Annotated in this window: 10 protein-coding genes and 1 pseudogene; 8 read left to right on the plus strand and 3 right to left on the minus strand. The window is 70.7% G+C overall.

The annotated features are described in order from the left end of the window. Position 1: 1 nt before the first annotated feature. The gene (locus QHF85_RS02790; protein WP_281325454.1) at positions 2–2098 is read left to right on the plus strand and encodes a caspase family protein; all 2097 of its coding nucleotides are present in this window, start codon (positions 2–4) and stop codon (positions 2096–2098) included. 37 nt (positions 2099–2135) lie between these two features. Beyond that, positions 2136–2582, plus strand: a complete 447-nt coding sequence (locus QHF85_RS02795; protein WP_281325455.1) for a CoA-binding protein — start codon at positions 2136–2138, stop codon at positions 2580–2582. Positions 2583–2592: 10 nt separating this feature from the next. Here QHF85_RS02795 and QHF85_RS02800 read toward each other — a convergent pair. Together QHF85_RS02800 and QHF85_RS02805 are read right to left on the minus strand one after the other, a co-directional pair. Further along, positions 2593–3012, minus strand: a pseudogene (locus tag QHF85_RS02800) (hypothetical protein); the annotation flags it as partial. Positions 3013–3024: 12 nt separating this feature from the next. Then, positions 3025–3423, minus strand: coding sequence for a hypothetical protein (locus QHF85_RS02805; protein WP_281325456.1), 399 nt, complete (start codon positions 3421–3423; stop codon positions 3025–3027). Between the two features lie 112 nt (positions 3424–3535). Between QHF85_RS02805 and QHF85_RS02810 the strand changes: the two genes are divergently transcribed. The 6 genes from QHF85_RS02810 (at position 3536) to ftsH (ending at position 12662) form a co-directional block, all read left to right on the plus strand. Beyond that, entirely contained in the window at positions 3536–6250 is a 2715-nt protein-coding gene (locus tag QHF85_RS02810) for a serine/threonine protein kinase (protein ID WP_281325457.1), read from the plus strand. 12 nt (positions 6251–6262) lie between these two features. Then, positions 6263–7657, plus strand: a complete 1395-nt coding sequence (locus QHF85_RS02815) for a sigma 54-interacting transcriptional regulator (RefSeq protein ID WP_281325458.1) — start codon at positions 6263–6265, stop codon at positions 7655–7657. A 198-nt stretch (positions 7658–7855) separates the two neighbouring features. Next, positions 7856–8401, plus strand: a complete 546-nt coding sequence (locus tag QHF85_RS02820; protein WP_281325459.1) for an AgmX/PglI C-terminal domain-containing protein — start codon at positions 7856–7858, stop codon at positions 8399–8401. Between the two features lie 46 nt (positions 8402–8447). Continuing rightward, the gene (locus tag QHF85_RS02825; RefSeq protein WP_281325460.1) at positions 8448–10289 is read left to right on the plus strand and encodes a VCBS repeat-containing protein; all 1842 of its coding nucleotides are present in this window, start codon (positions 8448–8450) and stop codon (positions 10287–10289) included. Between the two features lie 49 nt (positions 10290–10338). Continuing rightward, positions 10339–10653, plus strand: a complete 315-nt coding sequence (locus QHF85_RS02830) for a hypothetical protein (protein ID WP_281325461.1) — start codon at positions 10339–10341, stop codon at positions 10651–10653. Between the two features lie 110 nt (positions 10654–10763). Beyond that, on the plus strand, positions 10764–12662 hold the full coding sequence (gene ftsH, locus QHF85_RS02835; protein ID WP_281325462.1) for an ATP-dependent zinc metalloprotease FtsH: 1899 nt from the start codon (positions 10764–10766) through the stop codon (positions 12660–12662). Here ftsH and QHF85_RS02840 read toward each other — a convergent pair. Next, a complete protein-coding gene (locus QHF85_RS02840) occupies positions 12557–13015 on the minus strand; it encodes a hypothetical protein (RefSeq protein ID WP_281325463.1) in 459 nt (152 codons plus the stop codon). The genes ftsH and QHF85_RS02840 overlap by 106 nt on opposite strands. Positions 13016–13061: the final 46 nt, after the last annotated feature.

Raw genomic sequence — 13061 nt, forward strand, 5'->3', positions numbered from 1 at the left:
CATGAGCGTCTCCGGTCCTCTCGCAGGTCTCTCGCTCGTATGGGCCGCGGACGGCGTCCGCCCCGAGGGCGCGACGCTCTGGCTCGATCGAAAGGCCGCGGCGGGGCACGATTCGCTCTCGCTGCTCGTCTTTCGCGGCGAGGCCCCGTTCGCCGCCGAGGGGCCCGCGCTCGAAGGCGCCACGATCGCGATTCGATCGTTTCCGCACCTCGACGAGGTCTGGGCGCTTTACCTGCTCACCTGCAAGCGCCGCGGCGAGCCGCTCCCGGCCGCGTGGGAGGCGATGTGCCGGTATGCGGGCGACGTGCGCCAGGGCCTCTGGCCGGACCGCGTCCTACCCGAGCACGCGACGCAGGCGGTCTACCTCGCGCTCGCGCAGCACCATTTGCTCGAAGACCCGCCGCGGCGGGAGGCATTCCTGGACGACGCGCTCGCATTTTGCGCGATCGTCGGGAAAAAGCTCGCCGCGGGCGCGCGCCTCTATGACGACGACCTCGTCGCGGGTGAGGCGCGGCTCGAACGGTTCGTCGCGCTGCTCGCGCAGGACCACAAGCTCTACGAGGAGGACCTCGGTCGGAGCCTGGGCTTCGTCGCCGCATTGCCTGCGTCGATGAGCGGCGGCGTCGCGCGGACGCTCCCGCTGCTCTGCATTCAGCGGCCGATCGCGACGCAATTCAAGCTGTGGGCGAGGACGGACGCCCGCGCGCCGGGCGGTCGTGGATATCCGCTCCTGCTCGTCGAGCAGGAGAACAAGATGATCGTCCTCAGCGCCGATCCCGCGAGCCGCGCGAAGGTCGGGCTGCTGGCGAAGGCGCTCGGGGAGCGGGAAAACCGAGCGCGCGCGGCGCAAGGGAAAGAGGCGGCGCCCTGGTACGACGGCAAGGATCACGGCGGCACACTCGCGGCGGCGCCGCGCGACGGGACGGCGCTCTCGTTCGAGGAGGTCGTCGCATGCCTCGAAAAGGAATTGCGGCTCCGGCCCATTCGAAAGGGGAACGGGCGCGGGCGGCTCGTCGCGGCGGGCGCGCTCGCGGCCGCGGCGCTCGCGGGGGCGCTCGGGGTTGGTTTTTTCCTGCGCAAAGAGGACAAACCCGCGGCGGTCGCAGACGCGCGGCCGGCGGCCCTTTCGGACGGCGATACGACCGAAGCGACCTCTCCCGCGAAAGAGGGCCGTCCGCGGGGCAGCAAGGGGGATCCGCTGCCTGCGGCGGAGGTGATCAGCCTCATCGCGAAGAATGACGGCCCTCGCTCGATCGAGCCTTACGCGCTCATCGCGGGCGTGTGCGGCTACGAGGGCGAGCACGCCTTGCATTCGCCTTGCCGCGACGCGCGGGCCATGCGCGATCTGCTCGTCCACAAATACGGCTACAAGCGCGAAAACATCATCTACCTCGTCGACCAGCCCGCGCCGGGCGACAAGGCGGACGGCGCTCCGACGGCCGAGGGCCTCAAGCTCGCCGTGGAGAAATTCCGCGCGCGGTTCGGCGACAAGGAGGACAGCTCGTTCCTCTTTTATTACTCGGGCCACGGCGGTTACATCAAAGGCGCGCGCCAGGATTACGGCGTCCTCCAGCCCGCGGAGTTCTTCGGCAAGCTCGCGAGCCTGCCGAGCTCGCACAAAGGCTGGGACATGCAGGACCTCGTGAGCGACATCCGCAAAGGCGTGCCCTCGAAACACGTGATGCTCCTGCTCGATTGCTGCTACAGCGGGTGGGCCGTGGGCGCGAAGGGCGACGACGAGCTCGAGACGCACCTCGGCTCCTTGTGGAAAGAGCGCGCCGAGGTCGTGCTCACGGCAGGCAGCAAGGGCCAGCGCGCGTGGGAGGACGACCCGGACGAGCGCGCGTGGGCCTGGGGCGGGCATTCGGCGATGACGGCGTTCCTCCTCGAAGGGCTCAGCGTCTCGGCCGCGGGCACGGCGGGGGCCGACGCGAACGAGGATCACGTGGTGACGGACGAGGAGCTCGCGAAGTTCGTCAAGGAGCGTGTTCCCCGCTCGGTGCAGGACAAGAAGGACGCGAAGCAGACGCCGACCCTCTTCCGCTTCGACGCGAGCTTGCCGAAGAGCGGCCAATTCCTGTTCGTCCCGAAGCCGTGACGTGCGCGCCCCGGCGCCCGTGGTTAGGCTCCGCCGCATGGCCACAGCCGAACCGAAGGGACGCATCGTCACGGACAGCCGGCGCATCGCGGAGATCGCCCGCCATGCAAAGCGGGTCGCCGTCCTCGGCATCAAGACCGAGCAGCAATCCGACCAGCCCGCCCATTACGTGCCCGCGTATCTCCAGGGCGCGGGCGTCGAGGTCGTCCCCGTGCCCGTGTATTACCCCGACGTCACGCGCATCCTCGGCCAGCCCGTCTATCGGCGCCTCGCGGACGTGCCCGGCGAGATCGACATCCTCGACGTCTTCCGGCGCCCGAGCGACCTCCCGCCGCACGTGGACGACATCCTCGCAAAACGCCCGAAGGTCGTCTGGCTACAGTCGGGCATCCGCAACGACGAGGTCGCCGAGCGCCTCGCCGCCGCGGGGATCGAGGTCGTGCAGGACCGTTGCTTGATGGTCGAGCACCGGCACGCGCGCTGAAACGAATTTGCTATTTGGCGAGCTCGGCCTCGATGGCCTGGACGATGGGGTTCGTCTCGAAGCTGTCATTCGGGTTCTGGGGATCGTCGCCGGGATAGGTCGACGAGGTCCACTGCGCCACGAGCTTTCCGTCCTTCGAGATGAGGTACTTGTGGAAGTTCCACAAGGGCTCGATCGTGGGCGCGGGGCCGGGGTTTTGCTGCGCGAGGATCCATTGCCACACGGGCTGCGGCGTCTCCGGCCCGGCGCCGTCCGGATCCTTCACGTGGCCGATCGCGAATTGCTTGAAGCTCAAATGATAGCTGTCGATGCACCCGCCGATCTGCTCGTCCGAACCTCCTTGATTGCCGAAGTCGTTGCTCAAAAAGCCGAGCACGTGGAACGCTTGACCGCTGAACTTTTCCTCCAAGACCTGGAGGCCCGCATATTGCGGTGTATAGCCTCAAGCGGCCGCGGTGTTGACGATGAGCAAGACCTCCCCGCGGTACTTGCAGAGCGGCACCGCGTCGATGTCGTTCACGTCGTAGGACTCGACCGCGTGCTCGTAGAGGCTGCCCGGCTCGGCGGGCGGGTCGCATACGAACCCCATCGATCCGCCGGCGCCGCCGGAGCCCACGCTCGCCGATGAGCTCGCCACCGCGCCCACGCTCGACGACGACGACGCGACCGCCATCGTCCCCGCATTGCCGCCCGAGCCCGGGCCCCCAACGCCCCCAACGCCCCCCGCGCCAGCCGTGCCGCCGCCGCCCGCGCTCTCGCCGCCGCCCGAAGAGCAAGCGAATGCGCCGAGCGTGATGGCCAGGGCGACGCACCATCGCTTTCCATCCTCCAAGGTAACCATCGCGAACCTCTCCGCGGCCCGAGGCCGCTGCCAAAGGATTCGGCGAGTATACCAAAAAGATACCTCGCCTCCGAGAGACCGTGCAGAATCCGGCTCGCTCGATCACGTCCCCATGCTCCCCGAGAACACGGTCTTCGCCGGACGTTACCGGCTCGTACGTCGAATCGCCGCGGGCGGCATGGGCGAGGTCTACGAGGCGCGGCACCTCGAGACCGAGCGGCCCTCGGCGCTCAAGGTGATGCTGCCGCACGTCGCCGAGAGCCCGGCGCTGCGCGAGAGGTTCCGGCTCGAAGCGCGCGCCGCCGCGCTCGTCGAGAGCGCGCACGTCGTCGAGGTACTCGACGCGGGCGTCGACGAGGCGACCGAAAGCCCGTTCCTCGTGATGGAGTTGCTGCGCGGCGAGGACCTCGGCCGCAGGAAAGCGCGGCTCGGCCCGCTCCCGCCCGAGGAGGTCGCGACGTGGATCACGCAGACCGCGCGCGGGCTCGACGCGCTGCACGCCGCGTCGATCGTGCATCGCGATCTGAAGCCGTCGAACCTGTTCGTGGCCGAGCGCGCGGGCGAGGCGCCGCGCATCAAGCTGCTCGATCTCGGCGTGGTGAAGCGCGTGGCCGAGACGGCAGGATCGACCGCGGCCGTCGGGACGCCGTTCTACATGGCGCCCGAGCAGCTCCGCAACGGCAAGGTCGGTCCGCAGGTGGACGTGTATGCGCTCGGCATGGTCGCGTATTCGCTGCTCGCCGGGCGCGAGTACTGGGCCGACGAGGCGAAGGCCTCGGAGAACACGCTCTCGTTCGCGCTCGTGACGCTCGACGGGCCGAAAGAGCCCGCCTCGACGCGCGCGGCGAAAGCCGGCGTCACGCTGCCCGCCGCGTTCGACGCGTGGTTCGCGCGGGCGACGGCGAAGGAAGCCGTGGATCGTTTCCCGAGCGCAGGCGCGGCGGCCGAGGCGCTCGCGTACGCGCTCGACGTGAAGGCGGAGAGCGCGATGCAGGCGGCGCCGGAGCCACGCGCGCGCGTGGCCTCGCCGGACGCGGAGACGGTGCCCGAGGTCGCGGACGCGGAGCCGCGGACGCGGACGCTTTCGTTTGGGGGCGAAGAGAAGAGCGCCGCGCCAAACCCGAAGGTCGTCACCGTGAAGGAGGCCGCGGCGATCTCGCAGGCGCCCGCGGACGAGCCGAAGGCGAACGGGCGATCGCTCGGGCGGAGGATCGCGGCGGCGCTCGGGATCGCGGCGCTCGCCGTGAGCGGCGTCTTGCTCCTGCGACGAAACCCGGAGGCCCCGACGCCGCCTCCGCGGCCCGCGCCCCCCGTGATCGTCGAAGCGGTCCAGTGCACGGCCGCGACGATCACCGGGCCGGGCGCCACGGAAAAGCTCGGCGACGCGCTCGGCAAAGGGGCTTGCGCGCGCCTCGCGGTCGAGCTCGGCGTGGTTTGGAAGAACGAACCCGCCACGCAGCTCGACGTGACCGCGGAGCTTGGCGACGGCACGACGAAGGTCACGCTCGCCATCGCCGGCAAGCGGGCCGAGGGCAAGGGCGAGACGCCGATCGCCGCGACGAACGCCGCGATCCAGGCGCTCCTGCCCGCGCTCACCCGGCCGGCTCCGTCGAAGGAGTACCTCGTGCGATGGGGCGCTTCGGACGAGGCGAGCGCGTTCCGGATCGAGCGCTTCGTGCGGCGGCGCGCGTTCGGCTTCGCGGCGCGCGACGGCGTCGAAGCGGAAGCGCTCGTCCGGACAGACCCAGGATCGGCCGTGCCGCATGCGCTCCTCGCGTATGATCTGCGGAACAAGGAAGATCCGGCGAAAAGCCGGGCGGCGAAGGAAGCCGCGCTCGGGCGCCTCCAGGGTTTGCCCAAGGGTCGCGCGAGCGTCATCGAAGGCCTGCTCCGCACGTACGTACAACCCGCGAACGACGACGAGGTGGGCCGGGGCGTGACGCTCCTGCTCCAATCGTACGGCGAGCTCGCGGAGGACCCGGATTTCGCGGCGCTCTACACGTCGTGCGGGTGCATCGTGACGGATCAGACGTTGCCGATGGCGGATTGGCTCGCCAAACGCTGGCCCACGATGGCGCTGCCGATCCTGTACTGCGCGCTCCCCTCGGCCGACGAGGACGACGCGCGGTTCTCGCGTTTCCTCGGCTGGACGAGCGCGACGCTGCCGGAGCTCCGGGGCATGTGGGTCCCGACGCTGCTCAGCGCAGGCCGGATCGAGGAGGCGCGCGAAGCGGAGGCGCTCCGGCGGATCCTCGGCGTGGAGTCGGCGACGCGCGCGGGGCTCGCGCGGGATCGCGCGCTCATCGCGCTCGCTTCGCTCGACGGGGCGGCGGCGATCACGGCCGCGGAGGAGCTCCTCGGCGAGCCCGATCCCGAGGCGAACCACGAAGGCGCCACGCTGCGCATCGGCGCGATGCTCCTCTCCGGGCGCGTGGACGACGCGCTCGAAGCCTGGAGACTCGAAGGCGGGCGTCAGAAGGCCCTCGGGCGCGAGAAACAAGCGGAGGCGCTCGCCAAGGACGAGAAGCGGATCCGCCGCTTGCTCGGGCGCGAGAAGGGAGCGGCCGAGGGCAAGCGAGGGTCTTTCGAAGAGGCCCTCGCGCTGGAGACGCGCGGCGCGAAGAAAGAAGCGGAGGAGGCGTACCGGGACTGCCTCGTGCTCCCGTGGCGTGCGCCGTTCGACGCGATCGCGGCGCGCATCCGGCTCGCGGAGATGCTCCGCGCGGCGGGCAAGCCGGACGAAGCGCGCGAGCTCGACGTCGCCGTGGACAAGGCCTGGGCCGGGGCGGATCCGGGCCTGCGCGACTTCGTTCGCCGCATGAAGTAAAACGGCTCTTCGATGACGAGCAGCGACACGAAGACGCTCTCGCCGACGCGAGACGCGGGCAGCGATCGCGGGGTGATCCGCGCGCCGCTCCTGTTCCTCTGCCTCGAGAGCCACCGCCCGTTCGCCCCCGCCGCGCGCCTCTCGCTCGCGGGCCTCGACGAGGTCACCTTCGGCCGCGGCTCCGCGCGATCGTTTGAGCACGTACCATCACGGCGGCTCGCCGTGCGCGTGGACGACGCCTGGATGTCCACGAACCACGCGCGCATCGGAAAGGTCCTCGGCCGGTTCACGATCGAGGACAGCGGCTCGAAGAACGGCACGCGCGTGAACGGCGAGACGATCACGCGCGCGGCGCTCGCGGACGGAGATCTGATCGAGCTCGGCCGCACGTTCTTCGTCTTCCGCGAGGGACTCGGCGTCGCGCCCGACGATCCGCCCATCGTCGAGGTCTCGTGGGACAAGGCGAAGGCGCCCGGCCTCGCGACGCTCTTGCCCGCGCTCGGCCGCGCGTACGAGACGCTCGCGGTGATCGCGCGGGCGACGCTGCCGATCCTGGTGACGGGCGAGACGGGGACGGGCAAGGAGGTCACGGCGCGCGCGATCCACGCGCTCTCGGGGCGATCGGGGGCGTACGTCGCGGTGAACTGCGGCGCGCTGCCGGAGTCGCTCGTCGAGGCGGAGCTCTTCGGGCATCGGCGCGGCGCGTTCTCGGGTGCGCTCGAGGATCGTCCCGGCCTCGTGCGCGCGGCCGATCGCGGCACGTTGTTCCTCGACGAGATCGGCGAGCTCCGGCCGCCCGCGCAGGCGGCGCTGCTCCGCGTGCTCGAAGAGCGCGAGGTGCGGCCCGTGGGGGCGACGGCGCCGGTGAAGGTCGACGTGCGGTTCGTCTCGGCCACGAATCGCGGCCTCGAACGCATGGTGGAGGCGGGCACGTTCCGCGCGGACCTCTTCCATCGGCTCGCGGGTCATCGCGTCGAGCTCTTGTCGCTGCGGGATCGTCGCGAGGATCTGTGGCTCGTCGCGGCCTCGCTGATCGAGCGTCACGCGGGGGCCGAGGCGGCGCGCGTGCGGCTTCATCCGTCGGCGGCGCGCGCGATGTTCGAGCATGCGTTCCCGGGCAACGCGCGCGAGCTCGAGAAGGTGCTCGGCGCGGCGCTCGCGCTCGCGGCCGGGGGCGAGGTCACGCTCGACCACCTGCCGTCCTGGGCGCGCGACGAGGCGCCCGCGGAGGCGCCTGCGACGGCAAAGGACGGCGAAGGCGAGCCCTTGCGCGAGGAGCTCGTGCGGCTCTTCCGCGAGCACAAGGGCAACGTCTCGGCCGTCGCACGCGCGACGGGCAAGGCGCGGATGCAGGTGCAGCGCTGGATGAAGCGGTACGGGATCGACCCGGAGGCGTTCAAGAAGTAGGGGTGCAACGGGTGCAACGGGTGCAACAGGGGGGTGCAACCGGTGCAACCACCACGCGGCAGCCGAAAATGGGCGCGTTTCGGAGGGCCAGCCCACGAATCCTCGTGCTACGGCGCCCATCTTGGCCTGGCACGCCCGCTGCAATGGCTCCTCCACGAAGCCAGCGACAACCCCGGCTGAATGAATTGGAGGTATCCCATGACGACGCTCAAGCTCTCGCTCCTCTCGCTCACGATTGGCCTTTTCTCGGCGATGTTCATCGGCGGCTGCGCGGCCGAGGCGGCGGGTATCGACGAGGACACGACCGCGGAGGCGGCCTCCGAGGCGGGCGACGCGAAGAAGGGCGATTACGGGTATGAAATGAAAGACCTCCGCCTCGTGTCGGGCGAGGCCGTGCCCGCGGCGGACGCGGTGACGCCGGATGGGCGCGTCGCTCCGGAGGAGGTCATGCGCCAGGCGACCGCGAAGATCCCGGCGCTCCGGGCCTGTTATGCGGAGGCGTTGAAGAAGGAGCCGGGCCTCGGCGGCAAGGTGATCGTCCGGATGCACGTGGAGAAGGACGGCTCGGTGAGCTCGTCGCGCGTGAGCGGCGGCTCGATCGGCGACGCGGCGCTCGGGAGCTGCCTCGCGAAGGAGCTCGGCGCGATGACGCTGCCGGCCGCGACGAAGGGCGCGCTCGAGGTGATCTATCCGATCGAGCTCGTGCCCGAGGACGTGACGAAAAGCGCGCCCTCCGGCGCCTGATGCCCGAGCGCTCGACATCGGGGCGCGTGCCGCTACCCTGCGCGGCATGCGCCCTCGATTCTCAGCTTGTCTCGCCCTCCTTACCCTCACGAGCGTCCCCATCGCCGCGAACGCCGCGCCGCTCTTCGTCGAAAAGACGGAGAACCTCGGCTCCCCGCAGCCCTGCGCCGCCTCGAACGAGGGTTGCTACTCCCATTACGTGCTCCTCGTCGACCTCGACGGCGACAAGGACCTCGACGCCGTGTTCGCGAACGGCGGCGGGTATTACACGCCGTCCACCGCTGCCCCGCTCGCGGCGTACCTCAATGACGGCGCGGGCCAGTTCACGGAGGTCGGGGGCACCTCGTTCGGGGGTTTTTCCGGGCGCGTGCGGCAGATCGCGGCGGCCGACGTGGACGGCGACGGCGACCTCGATCTCTACGCGCCGGACTCGTACGGCATGCAGCCCGACGCGCTCTTCGTGAACAACGGCCAGACGCCGCCCATGTTCACGAACGAGGGGGCGACGCGGATCGGCGTATCGTCGCGCTCGGCCGGCGCGCGGTTCGGCGACCTCGACGGCGACGGCGACCTCGACCTCGTCTCGACGGAATGGGGGTCTGCCCCGCCAAACTCAGCCGGCACCGCGCGGGTCTACCTGAACGACGGCGCCGGGTTTTTCCAGGAGAAGGCCGAGGCCGTGCCGCAGGGCACGGACGCGATCGGCACGGGGCCCATCGACGCGGACCTCGTCGACGTGGACGGCGATTTCGATCTCGACCTCTTGCTCGCGAGCCGCCAGGGGGAATCGCTCCTGTTCCGGAACGACGGCACGGGCACGTTCGTCGACGCGAACGGCGATCTGCAGGATCAACCGGGCCCGTACGTGTATGGCCCGGACGCGTGCGACATCGACGGCGACGGCGACCTCGATCTCTGGCTCGACAACGGCGCGGCGAACCTGCGCGAGCAGCTCCTCGTGAATGACGGGAAAGGCGTCTTCGCGGACGAGACGGCGGCGCGGGTCGTGGGAAACCCGAGCGCCGACGACAACGAGGTGCAATGTGCGGACATCGACGGGGACGGTGATTTCGACGCGGTGATCGCGTCGCTCTCGGGGAACGAGCGGGTCCTCGTGAACGACGGCACGGGCCATTTCACGCTCCTCGCTTCCACGTTCCCCACGGTGAACGACGCCACGCTCGGGCTCGATCTCGGCGACGTGAACGGCGACGGGATCCTCGACGCGATCACGGCGCAGGGCGAGTTCGGAGATTTCCTCAACCGGCTGTATTTCGGGGTGGCGCCGCAGCCGGTCGACACGGTGCCGCCGGTGATCCGCGCCGTCGAGGCGCTGCCGAGCGGAATGCCGGGCGGCGAGCGGGTCGTGCGTTTCGCGGTGAGCGACGTGTCGACGACGGACACGGGGCCGCGGCTCGGAAAAGCCTTCGTCGAGCTGGAGGCAGCGGGCGGCGTCGCGGACGCGCACTTCATCGGGGGTGATCTTTTCCGGGCGACGTTCGTGGCGCCGGGAGACGCGACGGTCGTGTATCGGGCGTGCGCCGAGGATCGACAAGGAAACAAGGCTTGCAGCGCGTCGCAGAGCTTCACGACGGGAAACGGGAACGGTAGCGGAGGCGCAGGCGGCAGCGGCGGCGCGGGCGGCAGCGGAGGCGCAGGCGGCAGCGGCGGCGTGGGCGGCAGCGGCGGCGGAAATGGTGGAATGGGCGGCGCGGGCGGCGGGGACAAACCCGACCTCGAGATCGACGACGACGCGGGGTGCGGCTGCCGGATCCCCGGATCCCGAGGGCCCGAGGGCGGCACGCTCGGCCTCGCCGCGCTCGCCTTCGCCTGGCTCCTCCGGCGTGGAACCTCGCGTGACCACGCGATATCACGCCGGAAACGTTGAAATCGAGCCGCGGGTCGCGCGCGGGGCGCTCTTCTGGTACGATCGGCCCATGAAGAACTTGCTCCTTTCCGCGATCCGCCCGCTCTTCCTGCTCACGTTCCTCGCCGCGGCCCTGCCCGCGTGTCGCACCGACGCCGAGGCCGTGTGCGACTTCAAGTGCGAATGCGAGGGCTGCAGCCCTTCCCAGGCCGACGACTGCTATCGTCACGCCGCGGACGAAGAATTCGAGGCCGACCGCCGCAACTGCCTCGATTACTGGGACGATCTCCAGGCGTGCGAGTACGACACCGGGCGCTGCGGGGGCTCGGATTGGACGACGGCCTGCAAGGTCGAAAAAGAGCGCTGGGACAATTGCAGGAAGTGACGCGCGTTCGGCCGCTTTCCCCCGGATGATCCCGGCCGCTCCTTCACCATGGAAAGCGTGGGCGCAAGCGGGTTACGGAGGCGCCTCGTCGTCTCCATGGCCCCCTCGGAATGCCCGAGGTCAATCCAAAACCGCGCGCGTGGAGCTGGCTTTTCTATGCGTTCCTGATCTTCGCGGCGCTCGCGTTTTCGGGCGTCTTCGGGCCCACGGGCGCGCGCACCGTGCCCTACGACGAGGCCGTGCGGCTCGTCGAACAAGGGCGCGTCGAATCCGCCTCGATCACGGCCGATGACGTCGTCCTCCGGCTGAAGCCGGAAGGCCCGCCCCCCGCCGAGACCTCGAAAAAGCCGTCCCTCTTGCCCACGCCGCCCCCGAAAGGCGAGGAGGTGCGCACCGGCCGCATCCCGGGCGTCGAACAAGAGCCGCTCGTAAGCGCCCTGCTCACGAAAGACGTCGCCGTCGACGCGCAGCCCTCGCGCACGCCGTTCTGGGTCATGGCGCTCTGGTGGATCGTCCCGCTCGTGGCCATCAATCTCCTGTTTTTCGCGGCCTTCCGGCGTGGGGCCGGGGGCGGCGTGGGCGGGCCGCTCGGGCTCACCCGTGCAAAGACCCGGCTCTACGACCGCGCGGCGCGCGAGCCGGTCCATTTCTCCGACGTCGCCGGCGTGGACGAGGCCAAGGACGAGCTCGTCGAGGTCGTCGACTTCCTCAAGCGCCCGGCGCGCTACCGGGCGCTCGGCGGGCGGATCCCACGCGGGATCCTGCTCGTCGGACCGCCGGGGACCGGAAAAACCCTGCTCGCCCGGGCCGTCGCCGGCGAGGCCGAGGTGCCGTTTTTCTCGCTCAACGCGAGCGAGTTCGTGGAGATGTTCGTCGGCCTCGGCGCCGCGCGCGTCCGCGACCTCTTCAACGAGGCCCGCAAGAGCGCGCCGTGCATCGTGTTCATCGACGAGATCGACGCCGTCGGCCGCAGCCGCGGCGGCCTCGGCGCGCTCGCGACGCACGACGAGCGCGAGCAGACGCTCCAGCAGCTCCTCGCCGAGCTCGACGGCTTCGATCCACGCGCCACGGTCATCCTGATGGCCGCGACGAACCGGCCCGAGGTGCTCGATCCCGCGCTGCTCCGGCCCGGTCGCTTCGATCGGCAGGTGATCGTCGATCGACCGGATCTCGCCGGGCGCGAGGCGATCCTCGCCGTGCATGGAAGGCGCCTGCCGCTCGGGAGCGACGTCAACCTCGGCGCGGTCGCGCGGCGCACGCCCGGCATGGCAGGAGCGGATCTCGCGAACATCGTGAACGAGGCCGCGCTCGCCGCGGCGCGCAGGAGCGGCACCGAGATCACGCAGGCCGATTTCGAGGACGCGCTCGACCGCGTGCAGCTCGGCCTGCGCCGCCGCGGCATCATGATGACGCCCGGCGAGCGGCGTCGCGTCGCCGTCCACGAGTCGGGCCACGCCCTCGTCGCGCTCGCCTTGCCCGAGGCTGATCCCGTCGAGCGCGTGTCGATCGTGGCGCGCGCGGTCTCGCTCGGCGTGACGATCCAGGTCCCGCGCGACGAGCGGCACGTGCTCACGGAGACCGAGCTCGAAGCGCGCGTGATGGTGCTGCTCGGCGGCCGCGCGGCCGAGGAGCTCTGCGATGGCTCGCCATCGACGGGGGCGCACGACGACCTCGGGCGGGCGACCGCGATCGTGCGGGAGATGATCACGCGCTTCGGGATGAGCCGGCGGCTCGGGCTGCCCGCGCTCACGCGCAACGTGGGCGCGCCGCTGCTCGGCCTGACGCAGGAGGAGCGTCTTTGCAGCGACGAGACCGCGCGCGAGATCGACGAGGAGGTGCGCGACCGGCTCGCCGAGCTCTTCGGTCGTGCGAGGGCCTTGCTCGAAGGCCAGCGCGCTGGGCTTCAGGCCGCGGCGGAGGCGCTGCTCGAGCGCGAGACCTTGACGGGCGCCGAGCTCAAACGCGTCGCGGACGAGGCGACCGCGCGCGAGCGAGCGGGCGCGGCCTGAGCGCGGAGGGCCGGGACGAGCCCAAAGGCGCCGAGGGCGAGGAGCGGGTATCCCGCGAGCAGGAAGGCCGCGTCGCCGACGAGGAAGCCGACGAACAGCATCATCAGCACGATGCACATGCCCACGAGCGCTTTGTCGCGATAGGACAGGCGCGGATCGACGGCCGCGAGGCCGACGGCGGCGACGCTCGCCGCGACGGAGCCGATGGAGCCGGCGATCAGGACGCCGAGCCCGCCGCGACCGATGATCACGGCGGCGAGCCCTGCCGCGGTGAAGATGCTCGCGAGGACGAGGTCCTTTCGGGGCGAGAACAGCGCAGCCTGTCCATGCTGCGTCGATTTCGTGCGCTCCATGAACATCCCCGCTGTGCACCTCGCGTGCCCGCCCGGATCCAGTGGG

It is taken from the genome of Polyangium sp. 6x1 (genome assembly GCF_029946515.1).
In the GTDB taxonomy this organism is placed as follows: Bacteria; Myxococcota_A; Polyangia; order Polyangiales; family Polyangiaceae; genus Polyangium.

Bases quoted from the DNA above. Each gene is read 5' to 3' on its own strand.
- QHF85_RS02805 (WP_281325456.1), bottom strand. From the start codon at position 3,423: ATGGTTACCTTGGAGGATGGAAAGCGATGGTGCGTCGCCCTGGCCATC.
- QHF85_RS02820 (WP_281325459.1), top strand. From the start codon at position 7,856: ATGACGACGCTCAAGCTCTCGCTCCTCTCGCTCACGATTGGCCTTTTC.
- QHF85_RS02790 (WP_281325454.1), top strand. From the start codon at position 2: ATGAGCGTCTCCGGTCCTCTCGCAGGTCTCTCGCTCGTATGGGCCGCG.
- QHF85_RS02830 (WP_281325461.1), top strand. From the start codon at position 10,339: ATGAAGAACTTGCTCCTTTCCGCGATCCGCCCGCTCTTCCTGCTCACG.
- ftsH (WP_281325462.1), top strand. From the start codon at position 10,764: ATGCCCGAGGTCAATCCAAAACCGCGCGCGTGGAGCTGGCTTTTCTAT.
- QHF85_RS02795 (WP_281325455.1), top strand. From the start codon at position 2,136: ATGGCCACAGCCGAACCGAAGGGACGCATCGTCACGGACAGCCGGCGC.
- QHF85_RS02810 (WP_281325457.1), top strand. From the start codon at position 3,536: ATGCTCCCCGAGAACACGGTCTTCGCCGGACGTTACCGGCTCGTACGT.
- QHF85_RS02825 (WP_281325460.1), top strand. From the start codon at position 8,448: ATGCGCCCTCGATTCTCAGCTTGTCTCGCCCTCCTTACCCTCACGAGC.
- QHF85_RS02815 (WP_281325458.1), top strand. From the start codon at position 6,263: ATGACGAGCAGCGACACGAAGACGCTCTCGCCGACGCGAGACGCGGGC.
- QHF85_RS02840 (WP_281325463.1), bottom strand. From the start codon at position 13,015: ATGGAGCGCACGAAATCGACGCAGCATGGACAGGCTGCGCTGTTCTCG.